The 23,449-nt window shown below is 70.1% G+C and carries 22 protein-coding genes; 11 read left to right on the top strand and 11 right to left on the bottom strand.

Features of this window, described 5'->3' with window-relative positions:
• The first annotated feature begins 43 nt into the window (after positions 1-43).
• Positions 44-721, top strand: a complete 678-nt coding sequence (locus EIZ45_RS07745) for an SDR family oxidoreductase (RefSeq protein WP_037809047.1) — start codon at positions 44-46, stop codon at positions 719-721.
• A 2-nt stretch (positions 722-723) separates the two neighbouring features.
• Here the strand turns inward: EIZ45_RS07745 and EIZ45_RS07750 are convergent, their stop codons facing one another.
• The 3 genes from EIZ45_RS07750 to EIZ45_RS07760 are packed head-to-tail and all read right to left on the bottom strand — an operon-like array spanning position 724 to position 4,514.
• A complete protein-coding gene (locus tag EIZ45_RS07750) occupies positions 724-2,031 on the bottom strand; it encodes an amidohydrolase family protein (protein ID WP_043831723.1) in 1,308 nt (435 codons plus the stop codon).
• A 30-nt stretch (positions 2,032-2,061) separates the two neighbouring features.
• A complete protein-coding gene (locus EIZ45_RS07755; protein ID WP_043831721.1) occupies positions 2,062-2,715 on the bottom strand; it encodes a response regulator transcription factor in 654 nt (217 codons plus the stop codon).
• On the bottom strand, positions 2,712-4,514 hold the full coding sequence (locus EIZ45_RS07760) for a sensor histidine kinase (RefSeq protein ID WP_043831719.1): 1,803 nt from the start codon (positions 4,512-4,514) through the stop codon (positions 2,712-2,714). Before EIZ45_RS07760 ends, EIZ45_RS07755 begins: the two co-directional genes overlap by 4 nt.
• A gap of 187 nt (positions 4,515-4,701) precedes the next feature.
• On the opposite strand from EIZ45_RS07760, the gene EIZ45_RS07765 reads away from it, so the two are divergent.
• Positions 4,702-5,397: an ABC transporter ATP-binding protein gene (locus EIZ45_RS07765; protein ID WP_037809043.1), complete on the top strand. Its 696-nt coding sequence runs from the start codon at positions 4,702-4,704 to the stop codon at positions 5,395-5,397.
• Positions 5,394-7,664, top strand: coding sequence for an FtsX-like permease family protein (locus EIZ45_RS07770; protein WP_134664220.1), 2,271 nt, complete (start codon positions 5,394-5,396; stop codon positions 7,662-7,664). Before EIZ45_RS07765 ends, EIZ45_RS07770 begins: the two co-directional genes overlap by 4 nt.
• Before the next feature lie 149 nt (positions 7,665-7,813).
• Here EIZ45_RS07770 and trmB read toward each other — a convergent pair whose 3' ends face one another.
• From trmB to EIZ45_RS07810, 8 genes are all read right to left on the bottom strand, one after another.
• Complete coding sequence (trmB, locus tag EIZ45_RS07775) at positions 7,814-8,521, bottom strand: tRNA (guanosine(46)-N7)-methyltransferase TrmB (protein ID WP_081684824.1); 708 nt, start codon at positions 8,519-8,521, stop codon at positions 7,814-7,816.
• Between the two features lie 20 nt (positions 8,522-8,541).
• Positions 8,542-9,036: a hypothetical protein gene (locus tag EIZ45_RS07780; protein WP_220507610.1), complete on the bottom strand. Its 495-nt coding sequence runs from the start codon at positions 9,034-9,036 to the stop codon at positions 8,542-8,544.
• Between the two features lie 218 nt (positions 9,037-9,254).
• Positions 9,255-9,998, bottom strand: a complete 744-nt coding sequence (locus EIZ45_RS07785) for a hypothetical protein (protein ID WP_134664222.1) — start codon at positions 9,996-9,998, stop codon at positions 9,255-9,257.
• The gene (locus EIZ45_RS07790) at positions 9,995-10,903 is read right to left on the bottom strand and encodes an ABC transporter ATP-binding protein (protein ID WP_043831713.1); all 909 of its coding nucleotides are present in this window, start codon (positions 10,901-10,903) and stop codon (positions 9,995-9,997) included. Before EIZ45_RS07790 ends, EIZ45_RS07785 begins: the two co-directional genes overlap by 4 nt.
• Before the next feature lie 155 nt (positions 10,904-11,058).
• A complete protein-coding gene (locus tag EIZ45_RS07795) occupies positions 11,059-11,805 on the bottom strand; it encodes an ABC transporter permease (protein WP_037809034.1) in 747 nt (248 codons plus the stop codon).
• A 28-nt stretch (positions 11,806-11,833) separates the two neighbouring features.
• Complete coding sequence (locus EIZ45_RS07800; protein WP_037809032.1) at positions 11,834-12,769, bottom strand: ABC transporter ATP-binding protein; 936 nt, start codon at positions 12,767-12,769, stop codon at positions 11,834-11,836.
• Between the two features lie 234 nt (positions 12,770-13,003).
• Positions 13,004-13,660, bottom strand: coding sequence for a response regulator transcription factor (locus EIZ45_RS07805; protein ID WP_009085178.1), 657 nt, complete (start codon positions 13,658-13,660; stop codon positions 13,004-13,006).
• Positions 13,657-14,865, bottom strand: coding sequence for a sensor histidine kinase (locus EIZ45_RS07810; protein WP_134664411.1), 1,209 nt, complete (start codon positions 14,863-14,865; stop codon positions 13,657-13,659). Before EIZ45_RS07810 ends, EIZ45_RS07805 begins: the two co-directional genes overlap by 4 nt.
• 166 nt (positions 14,866-15,031) lie before the next feature.
• Here EIZ45_RS07810 and EIZ45_RS07815 point away from each other — a divergent pair, with 166 nt between their 5' ends.
• From EIZ45_RS07815 to EIZ45_RS07850, 8 genes are all read left to right on the top strand, one after another.
• Positions 15,032-16,576 carry a dynamin family protein gene (locus EIZ45_RS07815; protein ID WP_037809030.1) on the top strand — a complete coding sequence of 515 codons (1,545 nt, stop codon included), beginning with the start codon at positions 15,032-15,034 and terminating at the stop codon, positions 16,574-16,576.
• Positions 16,577-16,608: 32 nt separating this feature from the next.
• Positions 16,609-17,202: a hypothetical protein gene (locus EIZ45_RS07820; protein WP_037809029.1), complete on the top strand. Its 594-nt coding sequence runs from the start codon at positions 16,609-16,611 to the stop codon at positions 17,200-17,202.
• A gap of 76 nt (positions 17,203-17,278) precedes the next feature.
• The gene (locus EIZ45_RS07825) at positions 17,279-17,431 is read left to right on the top strand and encodes a hypothetical protein (RefSeq protein ID WP_240690704.1); all 153 of its coding nucleotides are present in this window, start codon (positions 17,279-17,281) and stop codon (positions 17,429-17,431) included.
• A 69-nt stretch (positions 17,432-17,500) separates the two neighbouring features.
• The gene (gene grpE, locus EIZ45_RS07830) at positions 17,501-17,965 is read left to right on the top strand and encodes a nucleotide exchange factor GrpE (RefSeq protein ID WP_199817334.1); all 465 of its coding nucleotides are present in this window, start codon (positions 17,501-17,503) and stop codon (positions 17,963-17,965) included.
• Positions 17,962-19,788: a dynamin family protein gene (locus tag EIZ45_RS07835; protein WP_134664224.1), complete on the top strand. Its 1,827-nt coding sequence runs from the start codon at positions 17,962-17,964 to the stop codon at positions 19,786-19,788. Before grpE ends, EIZ45_RS07835 begins: the two co-directional genes overlap by 4 nt.
• 7 nt (positions 19,789-19,795) lie before the next feature.
• Positions 19,796-20,320 (top strand): hypothetical protein, encoded by a 525-nt coding sequence (locus EIZ45_RS07840; protein ID WP_134664226.1) that lies wholly within the window; start codon positions 19,796-19,798, stop codon positions 20,318-20,320.
• Positions 20,321-20,416: 96 nt separating this feature from the next.
• Positions 20,417-21,115 (top strand): hypothetical protein, encoded by a 699-nt coding sequence (locus EIZ45_RS07845; RefSeq protein WP_037809024.1) that lies wholly within the window; start codon positions 20,417-20,419, stop codon positions 21,113-21,115.
• 437 nt (positions 21,116-21,552) lie between these two features.
• Complete coding sequence (locus EIZ45_RS07850) at positions 21,553-23,373, top strand: phosphoenolpyruvate carboxykinase (GTP) (protein WP_037809023.1); 1,821 nt, start codon at positions 21,553-21,555, stop codon at positions 23,371-23,373.
• Positions 23,374-23,449 lie beyond the last annotated feature (76 nt).

Genomic DNA, 23,449 nt, shown 5'->3' on the forward strand with positions numbered 1-23,449 from the left:
CTCCGGGCTGGCGATTCAGCGGCGGACGCCTACCGTGGCCGGTATGACCGACCTTCCGCTCGCCCTGATCACCGGTGCCTCGCGGGGCATCGGCGCGGCTATCGCGCATCAGCTCTCCCCGACGCACCGTCTTCTCCTCGGCGGCCGCGACACCGACGCACTCGCGAAAGTGGCCGAGGAACTGCCCGGTGCCGAGCCATGGCCGGTCGACCTCACCGACGCCGCTTCCCTGGAAGCCGCGGCCAGCAAGATCGACCGCCTCGACGTGCTGGTCCACTCCGCGGGCGTCGGCAAGATCGGCACGGTCGCCGACGCGCCGTCCTCGGTGTGGCGCACGAACCTTGAGGTCAACGTCATCGCGGTCGCCGAGCTGACCCGTCTGCTGCTGCCCGCCCTCCGCAACGCGAACGGCCACGTCGTGGTGATCAACTCCGGCGCGGGTTACACCGCCCGCCCCGGCTGGGGTCCTTACGCGGCAAGCAAATTCGCCGTCCGGGCCTTCACCGACTCACTCCGCGCGGAAGAGCCGGACCTGCGCGTGACGTCGGTGTTCCCCGGGCGCACCGACACCGACATGCAACGCGAGGCCCGCGCCCAGGAAGGCGGCGAGTACGAAGCCGACAAGTACCTGCGCCCGGACTCCGTGGCGACGGCCGTGCTCACCGCGGTGACCGCCACCCCAGAAGCCCACTTCACCGAGATCCAGGTCCGTCCTCGCTGAGGTCAGGCCCGCAGCCGGGCGGCGGTGTCGGCCACCGCCGCCTGGACCTCGCGGCGGTCGACCCGCGTCGGTTCGGCGTCGGCGACGACCTGCTCGCCCGCGACCCACACGTCGCGCACCCGGCGCGACCCGGCCGCCCACACGAGGTTCGCCAGCAACTGCTCGTCCGGCACGTCGAGACCGGCGGCGAAGGCCGGGTCGTCGAGGTCGACGTGCACCAGGTCGGCCCAGCGCCCCGGCTCCAGCGCGCCGAGGTCGGGGCGGCCGAGCGCTTCGGCGCCGCCGCGGGTGGCCATCAGGAAGACGTCCTTCGCGGTCACCACGGTCGAGTCGTCGTTGGCCAGCCGGGCCAGCATCGCGGTCAGCTGAAGCTCTTCCCACAGGTCGATGTCGTCGTTGGACGCCGGACCGTCGGTGCCGAGGCCGATCGCGACCCCGGCCGCCCGCAGATCCTTGATCCGCGCGATCCCCGAAGCCAGCTTCGCGTTCGACCCGGGGCAGTGCGCCATCCCGACGCCGCGGGCGGCGAAGATCGCGATGTCCTCGTCCGACAAATGCACCGAATGCGCCGCCAGCGTCCGCCCGTTGAACATCCCCAGCGAATCCAGCAGCTTCGGCACCGACCCGTGCTCCTTGCGCTGCTCCAGGTCCTCCGCGGCCGCCTCGGCCACGTGAATCTGCACCAGCGCCCCTCGGGCCGCCGCGGATTCCGCGGTAGCGCGCAGGCCGTCCGGGTTCAGCATGTACGCCGAATGCGGCCCGTAGCCCAGCTCGATCCGCTCGCCGGGACCGAACCGCAGCCCGTCGGCGTCGATCCACCGGTCGATCGCCGCGAGCGTCGTGCGCCAGTCCAGCCCGGGCAGTTCGATCACCGGCGGCGCGACGAGCACCCGGCCGCCGGTCGTGAGCACCGCGTCGACGAGCTGCTCGCCCTCGAAATACATTTCCGCGCTGGTCGTCACGCCGTGCCGGAGCATTTCGACCGAGCCGAGCAGCATGCCGGTGCGCACGTCCGCGGGCTTCAGCTTCGCCTCGGTCGGCCAGATGATCTCGCGCAGCCAGCGCAGCAGCGGCAGGTCGCCGCCCATGCCGCGCAGCAGCGTCATCGGGCTGTGCGCGTGCGAGTTCACCAAGCCGGGCAACAGGATTCCGGTCAGCCGGGTCACCTCGCCGGCGAACTCCGGCGCGGTCGAAGCCGGTCCGACGAACGAAATCCGGCCCTCGTCGTCGACATCGACGACGGCGTCGCGGAGCAGCGAGCAGGACGGGTCGGCGGGCAGAACAACCGGGGCGTGGAATCGACGCGACATAACGAGATAGTACGGGCGTCCCAGTAGCGGTTAATCGACTACGCCGCTACGCCAGGCCCAAGCCGCGATTTCCACTCGGTTGCGCGCGCCGACTTTGCCCTGCACCGAAGCCAAATGCGTCTTGACCGTCGACAGCGACAGGAACAGCTCGGCGCCGATCTCGGTGTTGGTGAGCCCGCGGGCGGCCGCCTTCACCACGTCCAGTTCGCGCGCGGTCAGCGGCTCCGACGGCGCCGGGGCCTCGCGCTTGGCGGTGGTCCCGCCGTCGAAATGCTTCAGCAGCCGCACGGTGATCTGCGGAGACACCAGCGCGTCGCCGCGGTCGGCCGCGCGCACCGCCTCGATCAGCAGGGCCGGTCCGGCGTCCTTGAGCAGGAAGCCGCTCGCGCCGTTGCGCAGCGCGGTGTGCACGTATTCGTCGAGGTCGAAGGTGGTGACCACGACGACCTTCAGCGGGTCGGCGACGTCCGGGCCGGCCAGCTGGCGGGTGACCTCCAGCCCGTCCAGGCCCGGCATGCGGATGTCCAGCAGGCAGACGTCCGGCCGCAGTTCGCGCGCCTTGGCGACCGCGGAGACGCCGTCCGGCACGTCCGCGACCACCTCGATGTCGTCCTGGGCGTCCAGGATCATGCGGAAGCCCATCCGCACCATTTCCTGGTCGTCCGCGATCAGTACCCGGATCACCTGTCTGTCTCCCCGTTCGCCTCGAGCGGCAGCCACGCTTCGACCCGCCAGCCGCCGCTGCGCTCGCGGCCTGCGGAAAGCCTGCCGTGCAGCAACGCGACGCGTTCGCGCATGCCGACCAGACCGTATCCGCCCGACCCGCCAGCCGGACGGTGAGTCTGCCCGGTGCCGTTGTCAGTCACCCGCAAGTGCAGTTCGCCGTCGACGACCTCGGCCAGCACGAGCGCCTCGGTGGCGTCCGAGGCGTGCTTGCCGACGTTGGTGAGCGACTCCTGGATCAGCCGCAGCGCGGACCGGCCGACCTCGTGCGGCAGGTCCGCCGGAAGGTCGAGCCGCAGCTGCGTCGGGATGCCGTGGTTGCCCGCGTCGACGAGTTTGCGCAGGTCGGCGGCCAGGTCCGTGGTCGCCTGCTCGTTGAACTCGCCGGATCCGGCCTGTGCGTCGCCGCGCATGCTGCGGACCAGGCGGCGCATCGCGGCGAGCGCCTCGACGCCCGCGTTCTCGATCCGGCCCATCGCCTCCAGCGCGAGCTCCGGGTTCTTCTCCCCCATCATCCGCGCGGCCTGCGCCTGCACGACGATGCCGGTCACGTGGTGCGCGACGACGTCGTGCAGTTCCCTGGCCAGCGCCATCCGCTCGGACGTCTGCGCGTCGGTGACCGCCGATTTCACCACCTGCGCGCGCTCGGAATCGCGCGAACGCAGGTAGAGGCCGATCGCGATGGCGATGCCGAGCAGCAGGACCGCGACGGTGGCGAGCATCCCGAGCGTGATCGGGTCGGTGAGCAGCCGTCCGGTGCGGTACTGGCTGAAGTTCAGCACCGCGCCGACCGCGACCACGCCGGACAGCAGCACGATCCGCGGCCAGGCCCGCGCGAGCGGCACCGCCCGCACCACGTTCACCACGACGCCGAAGGCGGCCACGATCTGGGTCGGCGGGATGCCGCCGAGGAGCTGGTAGCTGTGGCTGGGGTGCAGGAACGGCGTCGCGAGCGCGGAAAGCAGCAGAAGCCCGGCCACCACCAGGATCGAATCGCGTGGCCGGCGCGGCGACAGCGTGGTCACCGCGGCGGCGCCGATGGAGCAGGCCAGCAGCGGGAACCCGCGGCTGCCGCTTTCGTAGGTGTAGCCGAATTCGATCAGCACGCCGATGCTGAGCATGCCGATCAACGGCCACTGGCCGCGCACCAGTTCGGTGAACCGGTGCATGCTGCGCAGGCGTTCCGCCGTCGCCGGATCGCGTTCGCGGCGCGGGCGGCCGACCACCCCGGTGAGCACCGCCGCGACGAGGAACAGGAAACCGAAAAGCAGCGCCTGCACGATGGCGCTGCCGTAGAGCCTGCCGTCGTATTCGCGGCCGAACACCGCGGTGAGCGCGCCCATCACCAGCGCGCAGATCACCGCGAAGGCGACCCCGGGCCGGGCCCGGCGGGCGAGGAAGTAGACCATTTCGACCCCGGCCACGACCTCGGTGATGGTGAGGTTCGCGAGCACGCTGGAGTAGGTCGGGATGTGCAGATAGCGGATGGCGAAGGTACAGAACATCAGCGTCAGCGCACCGAATACGCCCGCGACCGCCGCGCGTTTGCGGGCCCAGAACGCGCACGCCGCCATCACGAAAATGCCGGGGAAAAGACCGAGGTCGACGAATCGCGGTCCCACGTTGTCGAGTGCCGCGTCGGTCACGAACACGAGGTCGAACGCCAGCGCGCCGAACAACACGAGCACGGACATGTCGAGGCGGCGGGCGAGTTCGGTCGCCCGCGCGGCGAACGTTTTCGACGGCGGGGTGTGCGGCACACCGTGACGGTAGATGATCCGCGGCCTCGCGCACCTTGGCCACGTGGTTCGTCGCCATCGGCCGATCGGCCGATGGCAGGCCCTCGGGTACCGGCCGTCTGCCCGAAGTGGACACCCGCCCGGATCCGCGAAGCTGCTTTCCGTCGCAGCCGAAGACGCATGACGGAGACAGGGAGAGAGCTGGCGGATGACGAATCCACAGTGGAGCGCCGGACCGGTGTTGTCGGGGCGCGGGCTGGTGAAGCGCTACGGGCAGCAGCACGCGCTGGCCGGAATCGACATCGACGTCCAGCCGGGCGAGGCGATCGCCATCGTCGGCCCGTCCGGCTCCGGCAAAACGTCACTGCTGCACGTGCTGGCGGGCATCCTGCGCGCCGACAGCGGCGAAATCTGGTTGCAGGGACAGCGGATCGACCAGTTCGGCGAAAAGCGGCGCAGCGAACTGCGGCGCACCGAATTCGGTTTCGTGTTCCAGTCCGGAATGCTCGTGTCCGAGCTGACCGCCGAAGAGAATGTCGCACTTCCGTCGCTGCTGGCCGGCGGAACTCGTGGCGAAGCCATTGCCGCGGCACGGGAATGGCTCGGCAAACTCGGGCTCGCCGGCAAGGAAGCGCGCCGTCCCGGAGAGCTTTCCGGCGGCGAGGCCCAGCGCGTGGCGATCGCCCGCGCGCTCACCCACCGGCCGAAGGTGATCTTCGCCGACGAGCCGACCGGCGCGCTCGACACCCGCACTGGCCGCGAGACGATGGACGCGCTGCTGGCCGCCGCGCAGGCGTCCGGGGCCGCGGTGCTCGTGGTGACGCATGACCGGGAACTCGCCGAATCGATGCCGCGCACCGTGGCGATCCGCGACGGCCTGATCGCGACGAGGCTCGCGGCATGAACCCGTTCCAGCTCGCCCTGCGGGTGCTGCGCGGCGACCGGCGGACCCGCACCTCGGCGATCCTCACCGCGGTCGGCGTCGCCGTCGCGACCGGGCTCGTCCTGCTGCTGGCGACCCTGCCGTACGCCACCCAGGCGCGCGAGCAGCGGGCACTGTGGCAGAGCAGCGGCCGCTACGACTCCGGCCAGCAGAACGCCCTGCTGGTCAACTCGTCCAAGGACTACTTCGAGGGCAAGCAGGTCGCCCGCGTCGACATCGCGGTCACCGGACCAGCCGATTCGCTGCGCCTGCCGCCGGGCATCCCGCAGCTGCCTGGCCCCGGCGAGACGATCGTGTCGCCCGCGCTCGGGAGACTGCTCAACACCACCCCGGCCGACCAGCTCGGGAACCGCTTCGGCAAACCGGTCGCCGCGTTCGGCGAGGAGGCGCTGCGGTACCCGGAACAGCTCGTCGCGCTCGTCGGGCACGGCCCGCAGGAGATGCGCCCGTACGGGCACAAGGACCAGCCTGGCCAGGACGCTTTCCCGGCCGCGGCCTTCCCGACCGGGCAGGGGCATCCGGACGGCCTGCTGACGGTGTTGTCCTGGGTCGGCATCATCGTGCTGCTCGTGCCGAGCCTGGTGCTTGTCGCGTCGTCCGCCCGGCTCACCGCGGCCCGCCGCGAACAACGGCTCGCCGCGATCCGCCTGGCCGGTGCGACCCCTGGTCAGGTGACCGCGATGGTTGCCGCCGAGACCGGACTGTCCGCGGGCGTCGGCGCCTTGCTCGGCCTGCTGCTGAGCCCGGCACTGCGCGGTTTGGCCACGTTCGTGCCGTGGGACGGCGGAACCTGGCTGGCCTCGGACTTCGCCCTGCCGGTGGGACTGACCGTGCTCGCCGTGCTGCTGGTCCCGCTGCTCGTGGTGCTCGCCGGGGTGCTCGGCCTGCGCCGGGTGGTGCGCACGCCGCTGTTCGCGACCGGCGGGCACACGGTGAAGCCGTTGCGCTGGTGGCGGCTGCTCGCACTGCCCGCGGCCGGATTGTTCTTCTTCTACACCGTTTTCGGCGCACGCAGCGGGGGCAGCGGCAACCTGGTGCTGTTCGGCCTGCTGCTGGTGGTCGCCTCGGCGATGGTGGTCGGACCGTGGGTGACCTCGGCGGTCGGCGGCACGTTCGTCCGGATCTGGCGACGGCCGTCGTCGCTGCTGGCCGGACGTCGGCTGCGCAATGACCCGAAGGGTTCCTACCGCGCGTCGGCCGGGATCGTGCTCGCGGTGTTCACCGGGTCGATGGCGCTCACCCTGCTGCCGTCGATCGAATCCCTCGCCGGCGGCGGACGCCAGTACGTGGACTCGGCGCTGTACGTCGACGTCACCGCGGACCGGGCCCGCGAGGCGATCGAGCGGACCAACGCCACGCTCTCGAAGGCGGGACTGACTGAACGCGTCATCCCGGTGGCCAGCGTCTACGTGATGCAGGGCGAGGGGAACTACCAGTCGATGCAGCGTGCGTACGTCATGACCTGCGCCGACGCCGCCAAGCTGACCCGGCTCGGGATCACCGAGCAGGACTGCAAACCGGGCGTCGGCCTGTACGCCCCATACCAACTGGACACGAACAACCTGCGAGTCGCGCGGTACGGCGGCGAGGACAGCACGGGCACCCCGCTCGGCGCGGTCAACCTGGGCACGTATCACCCGGAACGGCACAACAGCTTCGGCGAATACGTGATCGACCCGTCGGCGGTGCCGGCCGGGGTCAAACCGAGCCAGGTCACCCTGGTCGTGCCGACCGCCGAGACCAACCGCGAGAGCGTGCGAACCGCACTGGTGCCCAACGCGGTCGGGGCGGAGATCGGCAGCCGCGAGCAGCACCTCTACGGACAGCAAGTGCAGCTCAGCGACCTGCGCCGGGTCACCGTGATCGGCCTCATCGCAGCAGGCATCCTGGCCGGCTGCAGCGCCGCGGTCGCGACGGCGGGCTCGGTCATGGACCGCCGACGGACGTTCGGCGCCCTGATGGCGGCTGGTACGCCGGTGCGAGTGCTGTCCCGCGCGCTGCGAATGGAAGCCGCCTTGCCCGCGCTCGTGGCGACCATCGGCGCCGGTGTGGTGGGCGTCGCGGTCGGACTCGGCTTGTTCATGGCAACCATGGAACGGGGTTCGGTCGTGTTCAGTCCGTGGATCGCCGCGCCGGTGGTGCTGGGGATCGGGGTCGCTCTGCTCGGTGCGTCGGTGTGCACGCCCGCGCTGAAGCGAGTGCAAGCGGAGCCACTGGCCGACGAATAGCTGGCCGCCGCCCCTCGTCGGGGGAGGGGCGGCACCGGGGGTGAAGGAAACGAAGGGCCGTCACCGGGGATGGGAACCCGGGGGCGGCCCTTCGTCGCTTCCTGCTTCGGCTGCGCCACGTACGTTCGCTTTGCCTGGCGCGGCCGCGCTCAGCGCTTCTCAAAGATCAAGTCGTGCGAAACCCGCCCCTCCCGGTCCGCTCGTTGTTCGAACTTCGTCACCGGCCGCCATTCCGGCCGAGGGGCCCACCCGCCAGGCTCGTCGGCATACCGATTCCGCAGCGCGGGCTCCGCCGAGCAAACCTCCAGCATCTGCTCCGCGTAGTGCTCCCAGTCCGTCGCCATGTGGAACGTCCCACCCGGAGCCAGCCGCGACGCGATCAGCGCCACGAATTCCGGCTGCACGATCCGCCGCTTGTGGTGGCGCTTCTTCGGCCACGGGTCCGGGAAGAACAGCCGCACGCCGGACAGCGTGTCGGGCGCGACATGCGACGTCAGCAGGACCACCGCGTCACCGTGCATGAGCCGCAGGTTCGTCACTCCGAGCTTCTCCGCGCGCAGCATCAGCTGCCCGAGCCCGGGGTCGTACACCTCGGCGGCCACGTAGTTCAGCTCCGGCGCGGCGGCGGCCAGTTGCGACGTCGTCTCGCCCATGCCGGAACCGATCTCCAGCATGACCGGCGCTTCGCGGCCGAACCATGCCGTGAAGTCGACTGGTCCGGGAGGCAGTTCCGACACCGTCCGGCCGAGTCGCGGCCAGTGTTCTTCCCAGGCTCGCTGCTGGCCGACGGTCATCCGCCCGCCGCGTTTGACGTAGCTGACCACGCTGCGCAGCCGTGGCTGGTCCTCGTTTTCCACCCGGACAACATACGGGCGCGTCAGCGGACCGCTTCGAACTCCCCGAGCCGGGAGCGCAGTCCGGCGAGTCCGGCGACCGCGACCGGCTCCGGTGCGCGGGCGGAGTGCGCGGGCAAGACGTCGATCCAGCCGTCGTGCCGGTCGGTGTTCAGCACGGTCGTCGGGATGGAGTGGCCGGACTTGCCGCGTTCGGACGGCATGAACTCCCAGTACCCGGATTCGCCGTCGGCCGCCCACGGGACGAACTCCCAGCCCATCCGCTTGCCGAGCAGTTGCGCCACCCGGTCTTCGATGCGGAAGCCGAGTTCGCGCGATTCGAGCCGTCCGCTCGCGACCGCGCGCAGCCACCACGGCGCGGGCAGTGCGTCGTCGGCTCCGCTTGCCCGCCGGTACAGCCCGAGCACCGCGTCCTCGGGTGCGCGGTGCACCCACGCCTGGCGCAGTTCGGCGGGCCGGGTCGCGGGCAGCGCGAACCGGGGCAGTTCGATCGCCTGGGACCATTCGAGGTCCAGCATCGGCTCGAGCCGAGGGGTTGGTACCGCAGCGTCGCGGGAAACGAGATTCTGATCAACGTCCACCGTCACGGTTCACCTCCGGAGAGCTGAGACGGGGCTCTGCTGTGAATATCCGTGGCTTTCCGACAGTATGTCCGCTCCCTGTGAGAGAAGCCACACCGGTTTACGCGAATTTAATCCGATTGCCCGCCGCGCAATCGGGAATGTGCACGTGCAGGTCAGGCGTCGCGCCGATTCGCGGTGGCCACGCCCGCGGCGAACAACACCACGCTGATCGCCGCGAAATACGCGAGATAACCCCACGGTCCGAAAGGCGGCGACAGTTTCAGCGTGGTCCTGGTGAAATCGCCACCGGCGAACTGCGAGGCCGCGTAGAACGGCATCCACTGGTAAAGATCGCTGCCGATCTTGGGGATCAGCAGCACCAGGCCCTCGACCAGCTGGGTCCACACCAGCACGATCGCCAGCGTCAGCGCGGAACTGCGCAGCAGCAGGCCGACGCCGACGCCGAGCAGTCCGGTGAGCGCGAAGGTCAGGATCTGGCCGAACACGATGCGCCAGTCCGCCCCGGAGTGCAGGCTGAGGTCGGCGTCCGGGCGCACGAGATGCGCCATGCCCCACGAGCCGACGCCGGCGAGCAGGCCCAGCGCCGCGCATGTCGCGAACGCCACGGCGCCCTTGGCGAGCAGCGCGGGCGTCCGTGTCGGCACCGCCTGGAAGGTGAGCCGCAGCGTGCCCCAGTTGAAGTCGGCCGTCGCGGCGAGCACCGCGAGCACCAGCGCGACCGTGCGGCCGGTGCTCGTGGCGAGCTGGGTATTGCTCACGTCCGCGGTGATTTCGGCCCCGGAAAGTCCGAGGAACAACGCGGTGAACGCGATCGGCGCGGCCACCGCGATGAGCGCGCACCACCACGGCGCGCGAGTGCTGAAAAGTTTGATCCGTTCCGCCCGCAGCACATTCACCGCGCACCTCCACTGGTGAATTCGGCCGCCTGGCCGGTCAATTCGAGGTAGGCGTGCTCGAGCGAACCGGCTAGCGGGCTCAGCTCGTGCAGCGTGGCGTGCGCGGCGAAAGCGAGTTCGCCGATCGCGTCACTGTCCATTTCGGACACCAGGAACGCACCGGAATCCTCGGTGAAAACCGCGCGCGCTTCGGTGAGCGCGGTGCGCAGCGCGTCGGCGTGCGGCGTACGCACCCGGACCCCGCGCGATCCGGCGCGCTCCACGAAATCGGCCATCGTGCCCTGATAGATCAGCCGGCCGCGGCCGATCACCACGAGATCCTGCGCGGTCTGCTCCATTTCCGGCAGCAGATGGCTCGACACGAACACCGTGCGGCCTTCCGCGGCGAGCCCGTGCAGCAGCTGGCGGACCCAGTGCACCCCTTCCGGGTCGAGGCCGTTGACCGGTTCGTCGAACAGCAGCACCCGCGGGTCGCCGAGCAGTGCGCTCGCGATGCCGAGCCGCTGCAGCATGCCGAGCGAGAAGGTGCCCGCGCGTTTGCGTGCCACCGCGGACAGCCCGACGAGCTCCAGCACCTCGTCGGCACGCCGGTCCGGCAGCCCGTTCGTCGCGGCCAGGAACCGCAGGTGCTGCCGGGCGGAACGGCCCGGATGCCGCCACGTCGCGTCGAGCAGCGCACCGACCGTGCGCAGCGGATCGGACAGCTGCCGGTACGGCTTGCCCTCGATGTGCGCGGTGCCCGCGGTGGGCGCGTCGAGCCCGAGCAACAGCCGCATCGTGGTGGATTTGCCTGCCCCGTTCGGACCGAGGAATCCGGTGACGCGACCGGCCTCCGCGGTGAATGTCAGGTCCCGCACCGCGACGGTGTCGCCGTAGGACTTGGTGAGTCCAGTCGCTTCGAGCACGCCGTCCCCCTTCTCGTGGCACCGAACTCTACCGAAACGGAAAGATCCGGGCCGCCCCCCGAATGGCGACCCGGATCTTGTTCCCCTTTTCCCTTTTTCCCCTTGTTCGGCTCCGCCGGCCCCCGCCTGACTCGCCCGAACGCCCCTGTGGGTCTTTACGCGTCGCGCTTCTTCGCGACGCCGATCGCGATGGCCAGCAGCACCACGGCCACCCCGGCGAAGTAGGCCAGCGAGCCCCACTGCGACAGGACCGCGTCCGGCATGCCCGGTCCGCGCGAGGAAGCCGAACCGCCGAGGAAGCGCTCCGCGACGTTGAACGGCATCCACTGGTGGATCTTCGGGCCGATCGTCGGGATCAGCTGCACGAGGCTTTCCACCGCCAGCACGTAGATCAGCAGCAGCGAGAGCGCGCCGGCACTGTGCCGGATCAGCGTTCCGACGGCGACCGCGATGACCGCGGCGAAGGCGAACACCACGCCGACTCCCGCGACGTTGATCCAGTCCGCGGAGGTGTGCAGCGCCACCGAGTCCGACGGGCGGATCGCGTAGCCGAGCGCCCATGCGCCGAAGGCGGCGATCTCGCCGATCACGAGCGACAGCAGCGCGACGACGGTGGCCTTGGCGACGAGCACCGAACCGCGGTGCGGCACCGCCTGGAACGTGGTGCGGATCGTGCCGAAGCGATACTCGGTGGTGACCGACAGCGCCGCCAGCACCATGATCACCGCGATGCCGAACTGGTGCCCGGCCTGGGTGTTGGCGACCGAGATCGTTTCCCCGCTCGGCAACGCGGTGGCCATGAGGCCGGCGAAGCCGACGGTGAGCGCGACGGCGATGAGGGCGCACCACCACGGCGACCGGGTGGTGAAGAGCTTGATGCGTTCGACCGCGAGCAAAGTCATGATTTTTCTTTTCCCAACGAGAGTGTGGTCAGCGGATGGCCGCGGCCTGCTGCGCCTCAGCTTCGAGCCCGGTGTGGTACTCGACGGAGTCGCCGGTGATCTGCATGAAGGCTTGTTCGAGCGAGCCGGTCTGCGGGCTCAGCTCGTGCAGCACGAGGTTCGCCGAAGCGGCGATCTCGCCGATCTTCGCACTGTCCATTCCGGACACGATGAGCGCTTCGCCGGAATCGGTGACCTGTGCGCTGGCGGAGATCAGCTGCTGGCGCAACGCCGGAAGCTGCGGCGAGCGCACCTTCACGGTGTTTTCCGCGGCCCGCGCCACGAATTCCTCAGTGGTGGACTGCGCGATCAGCTGGCCCTTGCCGATGACCACGAGGTCGGTCGCGGTGAGCGCCATCTCCGAAAGCAGGTGGCTCGACACGAACACGGTCCGGCCCTCGGCGGCGAGGCGCTGCATGAACTTGCGGATCCAGAGGATGCCCTCCGGGTCGAGGCCGTTCACCGGCTCGTCGAACAGCAGCACCTCCGGGTCGCCGAGCAGCGCGGCGGCGATGCCGAGCCGCTGCGACATGCCGAGCGAGAACCCGCCCGCTCGCTTGCCCGCGACGCTGGTGAGGCCGACGGTGTCGAGCACCTCCTCCACCCGCGAGGCCGGGATCCGGTTGGACCGGGCCATCCACTGCAGGTGGGCTCGCGCGGAGCGGTTGGGGTGCACCCATTTCGCGTCGAGCAGCGCGCCGACCGTGCGCAGCGGGTCCTTCAGCTCGCGGTAGAGCTTCCCGCCGATCCGGACCTGGCCCGCGGTCGGGTTGTCCAGGCCGAGGATCATGCGCATGGTCGTGGACTTGCCGGCGCCGTTCGGGCCGAGGAATCCGGTGACTTTCCCCGCTGCCACGCTGAACGACAGGTTGTTCACCGCGAGCGTGCTCCCGTAACGCTTGGTGAGACCTGTTGCCTCGATCATCCCCTGCTCCCTCTACGGCGGTGCTAACGGAATTCATCCTGTCTCAGCGCGGCCGTTTTCGCGTCATCCTGTGGATCGAACCGGCTACCCGACCTGAGTAGTACTCAATCGTGTCGCAGGGTGGAGCGCGATGGGGGATGCCCCTGAGCCGACCCTGAACTTTCCCCCGTACGCGCGGACCCCGCTGCGAAATCCGCGGCGGGGTCCGGTGTGGACAGTGTCTGAACGGGACGGTCAGCCGATCCCCGGCCGGGCGAGCCCGGTCTCGTACGCGAGGACGACCGCCTGCACGCGGTCGCGCAGGTCGAGCTTCGACAGGATCCGCCCGACGTGGGTTTTCACCGTAGCCTCGGAAAGGAACAGGGTTTCGGCGATTTCGACGTTCGACATGCCTTTCGCGATCAGTACGAGCACTTCGCGTTCGCGGTCGGTCAGCACGTCGAGTTCGGCCGGATCGCGCATTTCCGAACCGCCCGAGCCGACGAATCGGTCGAGCAGCCTGCGCGTGACCGACGGCGACATCACCGCGTCGCCGTCGGCGACCGAACGCAGCGCGGACACCAGGTAGTCCGGCTGGGTGTCCTTGAGCAGGAAGCCGGACGCACCGCCCTGCAGCGCGGCGTAGACGTACTCGTCGAGGTCGAAGGTGGTCATCACGAGCACCCGCGCGGTGCCTGCCGCGACGATCTGTTTCGTCGCCTCGACGCCGTCGAGCACCGGCATCCGCACGTCCATCAACACGACGTCGGGCCGCAGTTCGGCGGCCATCCGCACGGCTTGCGCGCCGTCGCCCGCCTCGCCGACCACGTCGATGTCGGCCTGCGCGCCCAGCACCATCCGGAACCCGACGCGCATCAGTTCCTGGTCGTCGACGACCACCACTCGGATCACGAGTTCAACCTAACCGGCAGCACCGCTCGCACCTGCCAGCCACCGCCGGCGGCGGGGCCCACCTCCAGTGTCCCGCCGTACACGTGCGCCCGCTCCCGCATCCCGATCAGCCCGTTCCCGCCCGCGACCGACAGCCGCGGCGCAGGCTGCCGAACCGTCGCCGCCGTCGCCGACCCGGTCGCTCCGTTCGCGCCGACCTGTTCCAGCCGCCGCGCCCGGCCCGCGCCGTCGTCGCGCACGAGCACCTCGACCTGGTCGCCGGTCCGGTGCACCCGGACCGCGGCGCTCGCCCCCGCCCCCGCGTGCTTGAGCGTGTTGGTGAGCGATTCCTGGACGATCCGGTAGATCCCGAGCGACACCCCGGCGGGCAGTTCGTCCAGTCCGTCGCCGAGGGCGAGGTCGACCGGGACGCCCGCGGCGCGCATCCGCTCGGCGAGGTCGCCCAGCGCGGTCGCGTCCGGCTGCGGCACCCGGGGTTCGTCGTCGCCGCGGTCGTTGCGCAGCACGTCGAGCAGCCGGCGCAGTTCGCCGAGCGCGCCGCGACCGGTTTCGGAGATCGTCCCGAGTGCGCGTCCGGCCAGCTCCGGATTGGACTTCAGGGCGAGCGCGGCACCGTCGGCCTGCACGACCATCACGCTCACCGAATGCGCGACCACGTCGTGCAGTTCCCGGGCGATCCGCCCGCGCTCCTCGGCCACCGCGATGCGCGCGGCCTGGTCGCGTTCGGTCTCCAGCAGATGCAACCGGGCCTCCAGTTCGCGCTGGTAGGCGCGGCGGGCGTACATGAATTCGCCGAGCAGCCAGCAGAAGGCGATGGTGAAGGCGCTGAACACCAGCTGCGCCAGCATCGACGGCTCGGGCTTGACGATCGCGGTGACGATCATGGCCACCACGAACGCGCCGCCGTAGAGCAGGCCCTGTTTGCGTCCGACGTAGACCTGGACCGAGTAGAGGCTGATCGCGAGCGCGGCCAGGCCGGAAACTCCGAGGTCCAGCGCGCCGTGCGCGTACGAAATGACGTACACGATGTACGCGGCGAGGACCGGCCGTTTGCGGCGGAAGACCAGCGGCGCGACCACGGCGAGGTCGATCGGGATCGCGAGGTACCACTTCGGGCCGGGCAGTTCGGGGTCGAGGCTGTTGGTGGCGAACACCAGGATGTCGAACGCCGCGAGGAACAGCGCGAGCAGCGAGTCCCCGACCATCGGGTGAGCACGCATCCAGAGGCTGAGCCGTCGCACGACTCAACAGTAGGTCGCGTCCCGGGCGGCCGCGTCGGTCCCGGGTAGCACCTTCGGTGCGACCGAAGGATGACCGGCATGCGACGATTCCTGCTCGGGTGAGCGAACGAGCCGGAAGGGGGCCGGGGCGGTGACGGCAGCGGCGGAACGGGGACGACTCGCCGGCCCACTGTCCGCGTCGGTGGCGGAGCTGTGCCACCGGCTGCGGTCCCAGGTGTCCCCGCGCACCGCCGCCGGGTTCGCCGAGGTGCTGCGACGGCTCGGCGCGCCGTTGCAGGTCGCGGTCGCCGGGCGGATCAAGTCGGGCAAGTCGACGCTGGTCAACGCGTTGATCGGGCGGCTGGTCGCGCCCACCGACGTGGGCGAGTGCACGCGGCTGGTCACGCGGTTCCAGTACGGCACCGTCGACCGGGTCGAGGTGGTGTTCCTCGACGGCCGCAAGCAGGTGCTGCCCTTCGCCGCGGACGGTTCGATCCCGGCCGAGCTCGGCGTCGACATCGCCGAGGTCTCGCACCTCGAGGCGTACCTCACCAACGCGGTGCTGCAGGACATGACGGTGATCGACACCCCCGGCCTCGGCTCGCTGGACGCCGCGTCGGTGTCGCGGACCGAACAGCTGCTGGGCGCGGCCGAGCAGGACGAGGGTTCCGACGACCTCGACGACACCTCGCGCAACGCCGTCGCGGGCGCGGAGGCCGTGCTTTACGTGGTGACCCAGGGCGTGCGCGCGGACGATCAGCAGGCGCTGGCCGCGTTCACCGCCGCGACCGCGAGCCGGGACGCGGGGCCGGTCAACGCGATCGCCGTGTTGAACAAGGCGGACACGGTCGTCGCGGAAACTGTCGAAGGCTCCGGTGGAGACGTCTGGAAGGCCGCGCAGCTGCTTGCCGAGAAGCAGGCCGCGACGCTGAAGCCGCGTGTCGCGGACGTGCTGCCGGTGATCGGCCTGATCGCCGAATCGGCCGAGTCCGGCGGGTTCACCTCCGCCGACGCCGAAGCGCTCGGCCAGCTCGCCGCGCTCGACGACGACGTCCTCGAAACCATGCTCATCGCGGCCGACATCTTCACCAGCTGGGAGTGCGACATCCCGACCGGAATCCGGTTGCGGCTGCTGGAGAAACTCGATCTCTTCGGAATCCGCTGCGCGGTCGACGCGATCCGCGCGGAACCGGAGATCACCGCGGGTGCGTTGCGCCGCAAGCTTCTCGACATCTCCGGACTCGACGCGGTCCGCCGCCGGCTGTCGATCGTTTTCGCTGCGCGCGCGGACGGGATCAAGGCCGCGGCCGCACTGGCGTCGGTGACCGCGCTGGCGCACGCGTCCGGCGACCCGGGCGAACGGCAGCGCGTGCACGACGCGATCGAGGTGCTGCTGGCCCGCCCGGAAGCGCATCAGCTGCGGCTGCTGGAAGCGTTGACGCTCGTCGCCTCTGGCGCGGTCGAGATGCCGGAAGACCTGGCGGAAGAGGTGCTCCGGGTCGGCAGCAACGCCGACCTTGGCGCGCAACTCGGCCTTCCCGGCGCCTCGCGACCGGAGCTGGCGGCGCACGCGCTGGAACGCGCGGGCTGGTGGCGGTCTTTCGCATCGTTCGGCGCGACTCCGGCGCAAAGCCGCGTGGCCCACGTCGTGCACCGCGCCTATTTCCTGATCTGGCAACAGATTCGCGAACAGTAAACAACCCGTCCGCGACGCGTAGGCTGAATGTCGTGCGGCTGGAGGACACCACCTCGTGGCGGGTGAACTGGGGGAGCGACCACGACGTCGACGTGGCGTTGTTCCTCCGGGACGTACTCGCGCTCTCGATCGCCGACGGCCAGCTGCTGCCGCCGGTCGAACCCGCCGTCCCGGTCCACGTCCCGCCCGCCCTCGACCGCGCGGCGGTGCAGGCGCAGTGGGAACCGTGGTGGAACGGCCTGCTGACCTTCCTCCGCGAACGCGGTTCTGCCCGCACCCGCCGGAAAAGCCCTGCTCCCGGCGACGGTTCGGCGATCGACCTCGCGGCCCAGCACTTCGCCCCGGCCGCCGCCGAACACTTCGCCGCGGCCCGCCGCCCGGTCTCGTCCGGCTTCCACCGCCGCCAGATCCTCGCGAGCGAACGGATCGGCAGGCTCGTCCGCGAAACCGAGGTGGAGCTTGGCCGCCGCGCGCGACCGTTCCGGCTGTCGGTGCTGGAGATCCCGGTCGCGGGCCGGGTGTGGCTGCGGACGGCGGAGCACCAGCTGCTGGTGTCGTCCCAGCTGGCCGCGGACGTTCCGGCCCTCGACCAGGCGATGCGCTCGCTGATCCACGAACTCGCCTGATCGCCGCGCACACGCTTGCGCCGGTCCGGCTGGGTGGGAATCGTACGTGAGGGGAACCCTGAGGGAATCAGAGTCAATGAGGGTTCCCCTCACGTACGTCGGCGGAGCCGTGGGCGCGCTGGTCGATGCCCTGCTTTCCCGTGCGAGCCTCGACCCCGACCTGGACGTCGAGCACGAGCAGGCGGTGCTGCGGCAGTTGCTGACCCGGATTCTCGGCCCGTCTGAGTGATCCGCCCCCGCCGCGCACCGCATTGCCGCAAACTGGTGAAATCACCCGGACGACCAGGGGAGGGTCTCAATGGCGTGGTTCGGCCACGAGGAACCTGCCGACGCGGCCGAAGCGCCGACCGGCGAGATCAGCGCGGACGCTCTCGCGCGCATCATCGCCGAGGCGGACGGAACCGCCGCCGCGGCGGATGCGTCGGATCCCGATGTGGACCTCGTAGCTGCCCCGGGTGACCTCGAACGCGCGCTTTCCGACCGGCAGGCGCTCATCCAGCTGTGCCTGTACGCGCTGGACCGCGCCCGCAGCAGCGGCGTCGTGGAACGGCTCGAACACGGGCTCGCCGACATCGGCGTCACCGCGTTGCGCGCCGAGGGCGAACGCTTCGACCCGTCTCGCCACGAGGCCGGCGGCGCGGTGCCCACCGACGATCCGGAGCTGGAAGGCGTGGTCGCGGAGACCGAGGTCGTCGGGTTCGCCGACCAGGACCGGCTGTTGCGCGCGCCGATCGTCACCGTCTACGCGAAGCGGGCGCAGTGACCGCACCGACGCTTCCCGCTCAGGTCCAGGCCGCTCGCGAACAGCTGCTCGGCGTTGTCCGCGAGGCCGATCCGCAGGCCGCCAAATGGGTCGAGGACCAGCGCAAGGCCCGGTCGGAGAAACCGTCCGTGGTGGTCGTCGGCGAGACGAACCGCGGAAAGAGTTCGCTGGTCAACGCCCTGCTCGCGACCCCGGGACTGTCCCCTGTGGACGCTGACGTGGCCACCGCGACCTACCTCGTTTTCGAGCACGCGCAGCAGTGGGGCGCGCAGGCCTGCTACCCCGGTCAGCTGGCGTCGGTGCCGTTCGACCTGACGCAGCTGGTCGACTGGGTGTCCGCCGCGCACGAGCTGCCGCCGGGACAGCTGCCGCCGCGCTACGTCGAGGTGTCCGGCCCGGTCCCGCTGCTGGAACGGCTGACGCTGGTCGACACTCCTGGCGTCGGCGGGCTCGATTCGCTGCACGGCGAACTGGCCAAGGAAGCCGCCGCGGGCGCGACCGCGCTGGTGTTCGTGGTCGACGCGTCGGCCCCCTTCACCTCCACTGAGCTGCAGTTCCTGCGCGAGGTCGCGGACCGCGTCGAGACGGTGGTCTTCGTGCTGGCCAAAACCGACGCCTTCCGCGGCTGGCGCGAGATCCTGGAAGCCGACCGGCAACTGCTCGCCGAACACGCGCCGCGCTTCGCCGACGCGGTCTTCCACCCGGTGTCGGCGCGCGTGTTCGAGACCGCCGCGAAAGCACCGAACGCGCAGGTCGCCGCGATGCTCCGGGAGAAGTCCGGCATCGCCGCGGTGCAGGTCGCGCTGCAGGAACTGCTGGTCGGCCGCTCGATGATGCTCAAGGAAGCCAACACGCTCCGCTCGCTGTCGAGCGCGCTGGCCGGGATCAAGGCGAAGCTGCAAGGCGAAAGCCGGGCTCTGTCCGCGGGCGAAGCGGAAGCCGAACAACTCCGCGCCCGCCGCGACGATCTGCAGTCCCAGCGCCGCACCTCCACCCGCGGCTGGCAACTGCGCCTGCGCGGCGAAATCCAGCGCACGCGGGTCGAGGTCGGCCACGAGAGCAGCCGCGAAATGCGCGAGGCGCAGGCGCATTTCCGCCAGCGCATCGACGCGGCCAAACGCGACGAACTGGCCGCGCTGCCGCAAGAAGTCGACATCGCGCTGCAGACCGCGTCGCAGCGGGTGTCGATGCAGTTGTCGAGGCGGCTGAACCAGGTGACGAACACGGCGCTGTCGGAGCTGTTCTCCGCCGAGGAGCTCGACGTGATCCGCGCCCAGTTCGCCCGCGCCGGCGGCCCGCCGGTGGTGCTGCGCCCGCCGGACAAGAAACCGCCGACCGCCGAAGACAAACTGCTGGTGTTCATGGGCATTTCCGGCGGCGTCGGCGCAGGGAAGATCGCCGCGTTGCCGCTGGCGGGCGTCGCGATCCTCAACCCGGTCGTGCTCCCGGCGACGATCGTGATCGGCCTCGGCGCGGGCTGGTGGATGGCGCGCACCCGCAAACACGCCTCGGACAAACAACATCTGAAGCAATGGCTGGTCGAAGCGATCGCCGACGCCCGTTCAACGCTCGACCAGCTGATCGCCGAACAGCTCATCGAGGCCGAGCAGCAACTGTCGCTCGCTCTCGACGAGGCGCTCGGCCGCCGCATCGAGGCGATCGAGGCGGAGCTGAAAGAGGTGGACCAGACGATCAAGATGAGCGCGCAGGAGCGGGCGAAGAAGATCGCGATCGTCTCGAAACGCCTCAAGGACGTGACCGAGGGCCATACCCGGGCCGAAACTCTGCTTTCCCGCATTCGCACGGTCCGCGATCGGGCATGATCAGCGGGTGACGTACGGACCTGGATCGCCGCAACCACCGCAGTGGGGCGGCCCTCCGCCGCAACAGTGGCAACCGCCGCAACCGCCGAAGAAGCGCCGCCGGATCGGGCTGATCATCGGGATCTGCCTGGGTGCCGTAGTGCTGCTTGCTGGTGGCGGCGTCGCCATCTTCATCGTCGCGACCGACGACAGCGTCGAGGTGCACCGCCCGGCAGGCGGGCCCGAGGTCGTGGCCAAGGCGTACGTCGACGCGGTCAACAGGCGCGACCCGATCGGCCTGCAGAACGTCGACTGCCACGCCTCCACCGAGTACCCGGCGACCCGGTCGGTCCAGAGCTTCGACGAGGACAACGTCCGGATCCGCCTCGGCAAGCCGACCACCGGCCCCGGCGACGGCGCGTTCTTCGAGGTCGAGGTCACCCGGAACGCCCATCCGGCGACGACCACCCGGCTGGATCTGAACCGCGAGGAAGCCGGGACCTGGTGCGTTTTCGTCACCGGCGGCGGCCTTCCGCTCAACCTGCCGCCGTGAGCACGTGATCGGCTTGTGGACGGGAACCGAACCGGCCTAACGTGAGTCATACCGAGCGAGAAACGGCAGACCCGGCGTACTAAGGGGGACCAACCCATGTGGGTCGACGAGAGCGGCGGCACCGACGCGACCGGCCCGGAGGCCTTGACCGTCCACGTCGACGGCCAGGAGTACCAGGCCGAGGTCAACTACGACACCGACCACGACGGGGTCTCCGACACCGCGGTCGTCGAGCACGACGACGGCTCCGCGCAGGCGTTCGCCGACACCGACCACGACGGCGTCGCCGACCACTACGCGGTGCTCGATTCGACCGGGCACGTCGTGGACCAGGCGGTTTACGACGAGCAGAGCGGCAGCTGGGTCGAATCCGGCCATGGCCAGTCCGGTTCCGACGGCACCGACACGCACTCGCAGGACACCTCGACCACCGGGCACATCCACGCCGACCTGCCGGACGGCAACGTCGACGCCGGGGTCGCCACCATCGACACCGACCACGACGGGCACAACGACACCGCCGTGGTCGAGACGAAGTCCGGCGGCACGATCGCGTTCACCGACACCAACGGCGACGGCCAGGCCGACGTCGCGGTGCAGGTCGGTGCGGACGGCTCCACCCACACGTTCGAGCACACCGGCCAGGGCCAGTGGACCGAGGCCGACGGCGGCTCGAACCACGCGGCCGCGGCCGACCCGGGCAGCGACTCGGCCTGGGGCGGCGAGGGCGCCCAGCTGCTCAGCGGCGTCGCGAAGATCGACAGCGGAACCGGGCAGTGGATCAGCCCCAACTGAGCCCTCGGTAACTGACGTCACACGAACGGGTCCGGCCGCGCGCCGGGCCCGTTTCGCTGTCTCCGGGGCCGCCAAATCCCGACGCGATCCGCCCGGCTCCAGCGAACCGGCGCCCGGCAGCGTCCGCGCAAGATCGGAACTGCGCAGCCCCTCTCCCGGCATCCGGCACGAATGCGACGCGGGCCACGCGGAAAGATTTTCGGCGCTGGCCCGTTCCGGTGAAACTGAATCGATTCCCTTATCGTTCTTGTGAGAGAACCGACAGGTCAGCTCTCGGTTACCTGCCGTCCATCCGGCTACAGTCGGGGAATCCCAAAACCCGCACACCGGTCTTCCGCCGGTGTGCGAAGCCATTCGGTCGCCGGCAACGAAGCCCGCACCAAGAACACTGTCGTTCGCGGTGTGGGCTCTTTTGTCGTCGGAAGTCAGGAGTAGAGATGACCGCAGTCGCCATCCCCGGACTGGACAACGCGCCGACGACGCACAGTGGCGTGCTGTCCTGGGTCCGGGAGGTCGCCGAGCTGACCACCCCGGACCGCGTGGTGTGGGTCGACGGGTCTGACGAGGAAGCCGCCCGGATCAACCAGGAGCTGGTCGACGCCGGCACCTTCGTGAAGCTGGACGCCAAGCCGAACTCCTACTGGGCCACCTCGGACCCCGACGACGTCGCGCGGGTCGAGAACCGCACCTTCATCTGTTCGAAGGAAGAGAAGGACGCGGGCCCGACGAACAACTGGGTCGACCCGGCCGAGATGAAGGCCACCATGACGGAGCTGTACCGCGGCTGCATGGCCGGGCGCACGATGTACGTCATCCCGTTCTGCATGGGCCCGCTCGGCGACGAAAACCCCAAGCTGGGCATCGAAATCACCGACTTCGCCTACGTCGTCGCGTCGATGCGCGTGATGACCCGGGCAGGCAAGGCCGCGCTGGACAAGTTCATCGCGCCGGACGGTTCGGAGCGCGAGTTCGTGCCCGCGCTGCACTCGGTCGGCAAGCCGCTGGCCCCGGGCGAGAAGGACGTCGCCTGGCCGTGCAACGAGACCAAGTACATCTCGCACTTCCCGGAGGAGCGGCTGATCTGGAGCTACGGCTCTGGCTACGGCGGCAACTCGTTGCTGGGCAAGAAGTGCTACTCGCTGCGCATCGGCTCGGTCATCGCCCGTGACGAGGGCTGGCTCGCCGAGCACATGCTGATCCTCAAGCTGATCTCGCCCGAGGACAAGGTCCACTACGTCGCGGCGGCGTTCCCGAGCGCCTGCGGCAAGACCAACCTCGCCATGCTGCAGCCGACCATCCCGGGCTGGCGCGCGGAGACCCTCGGCGACGACATCGCGTGGATGCGCTTCGGCGAGGACGGCCGCCTGTACGCGGTCAACCCGGAGTACGGCTTCTTCGGCGTCGCGCCGGGCACCGACAACCACACGAACCCGAACGCCATGCGCACGATCGAGAAGGGCAACACGGTCTTCACGAACGTGGCGCTCACCGACGACGGCGACGTGTGGTGGGAGGGCATGGAGAACAAGCCCGCGCACGCCACCTCGTGGAAGCACCAGGACTGGACGCCCGACTCGGAGGAGAAGGCCGCCCACCCGAACTCGCGGTACTGCGTGCCGATGTCGCAGTGCCCGATCCTCGCGCCGGAGTGGGACGACCCGAAGGGCGTGCCGATCTCGGCGATCCTGTTCGGCGGACGACGCAAGACGACGGTGCCGCTGGTGAACCAGGCCCGCGACTGGCAGCACGGCGTGTTCATGGGTGCGACCATGTCGTCGGAGACCACCGCCGCGGCGGTCGGCGCGGTCGGCAACGTGCGCCGCGACCCGATGGCGATGCTGCCGTTCCTCGGCTACCACGCCGGCGACTACTTCAATCACTGGCTGGACCTGGGCAAGAACGCCGACGCGAACAAGCTGCCGAAGATCTTCTACGTCAACTGGTTCCGCCGCGGCGACGACGGCCGCTTCCTGTGGCCGGGCTTCAGCGAGAACTCGCGCGTGCTCAAGTGGGTGCTCGAGCGCGTCGAGGGCAAGGGCAACGCGGTCGAGACCCCGATCGGGTTCGTGCCGAACGCCGAGGACCTCGACCTCGAGGGCCTTTCCGAGCCGGTCGAGGACATCCAGGCCGCGCTGGAGGTGCGCAACGAGGAGTGGCGCGAGGAACTGCCGCTCATCGAGGAGTGGTTCGCGAAGATCGGCGAGGTGCCGTCCTCGCTGCGCGACGAGCTGGACGCGCTGGCCCAGCGGCTGGGCTGACGCCGTCGCACTGCCGTAGGAAGGGGACGTTCGCACCGGGCGCGGACGTCCCCTTCTTCGTTCCCGGAAACGGTAG

The organism is Amycolatopsis sp. CFH S0740, from assembly GCF_004522315.1.
In the GTDB taxonomy this organism is placed as follows: Bacteria; Actinomycetota; Actinomycetes; order Mycobacteriales; family Pseudonocardiaceae; genus Amycolatopsis; species Amycolatopsis nivea.

Excerpts from the sequence above, each read along its gene's own strand:
- EIZ45_RS07765 (WP_037809043.1), top strand. The coding sequence starts at position 4,702 with ATGACGAATCCACAGTGGAGCGCCGGACCGGTGTTGTCGGGGCGCGGG.
- EIZ45_RS07780 (WP_220507610.1), bottom strand. The coding sequence starts at position 9,036 with ATGCTGGACCTCGAATGGTCCCAGGCGATCGAACTGCCCCGGTTCGCG.
- EIZ45_RS07770 (WP_134664220.1), top strand. The coding sequence starts at position 5,394 with ATGAACCCGTTCCAGCTCGCCCTGCGGGTGCTGCGCGGCGACCGGCGG.
- EIZ45_RS07800 (WP_037809032.1), bottom strand. The coding sequence starts at position 12,769 with ATGATCGAGGCAACAGGTCTCACCAAGCGTTACGGGAGCACGCTCGCG.
- EIZ45_RS07810 (WP_134664411.1), bottom strand. The coding sequence starts at position 14,865 with ATGGTCGGGGACTCGCTGCTCGCGCTGTTCCTCGCGGCGTTCGACATC.
- EIZ45_RS07795 (WP_037809034.1), bottom strand. The coding sequence starts at position 11,805 with ATGACTTTGCTCGCGGTCGAACGCATCAAGCTCTTCACCACCCGGTCG.
- EIZ45_RS07850 (WP_037809023.1), top strand. The coding sequence starts at position 21,553 with ATGACCGCAGTCGCCATCCCCGGACTGGACAACGCGCCGACGACGCAC.
- EIZ45_RS07845 (WP_037809024.1), top strand. The coding sequence starts at position 20,417 with ATGTGGGTCGACGAGAGCGGCGGCACCGACGCGACCGGCCCGGAGGCC.
- EIZ45_RS07750 (WP_043831723.1), bottom strand. The coding sequence starts at position 2,031 with ATGTCGCGTCGATTCCACGCCCCGGTTGTTCTGCCCGCCGACCCGTCC.
- grpE (WP_199817334.1), top strand. The coding sequence starts at position 17,501 with ATGGCGTGGTTCGGCCACGAGGAACCTGCCGACGCGGCCGAAGCGCCG.
- EIZ45_RS07745 (WP_037809047.1), top strand. The coding sequence starts at position 44 with ATGACCGACCTTCCGCTCGCCCTGATCACCGGTGCCTCGCGGGGCATC.
- EIZ45_RS07825 (WP_240690704.1), top strand. The coding sequence starts at position 17,279 with ATGAGGGTTCCCCTCACGTACGTCGGCGGAGCCGTGGGCGCGCTGGTC.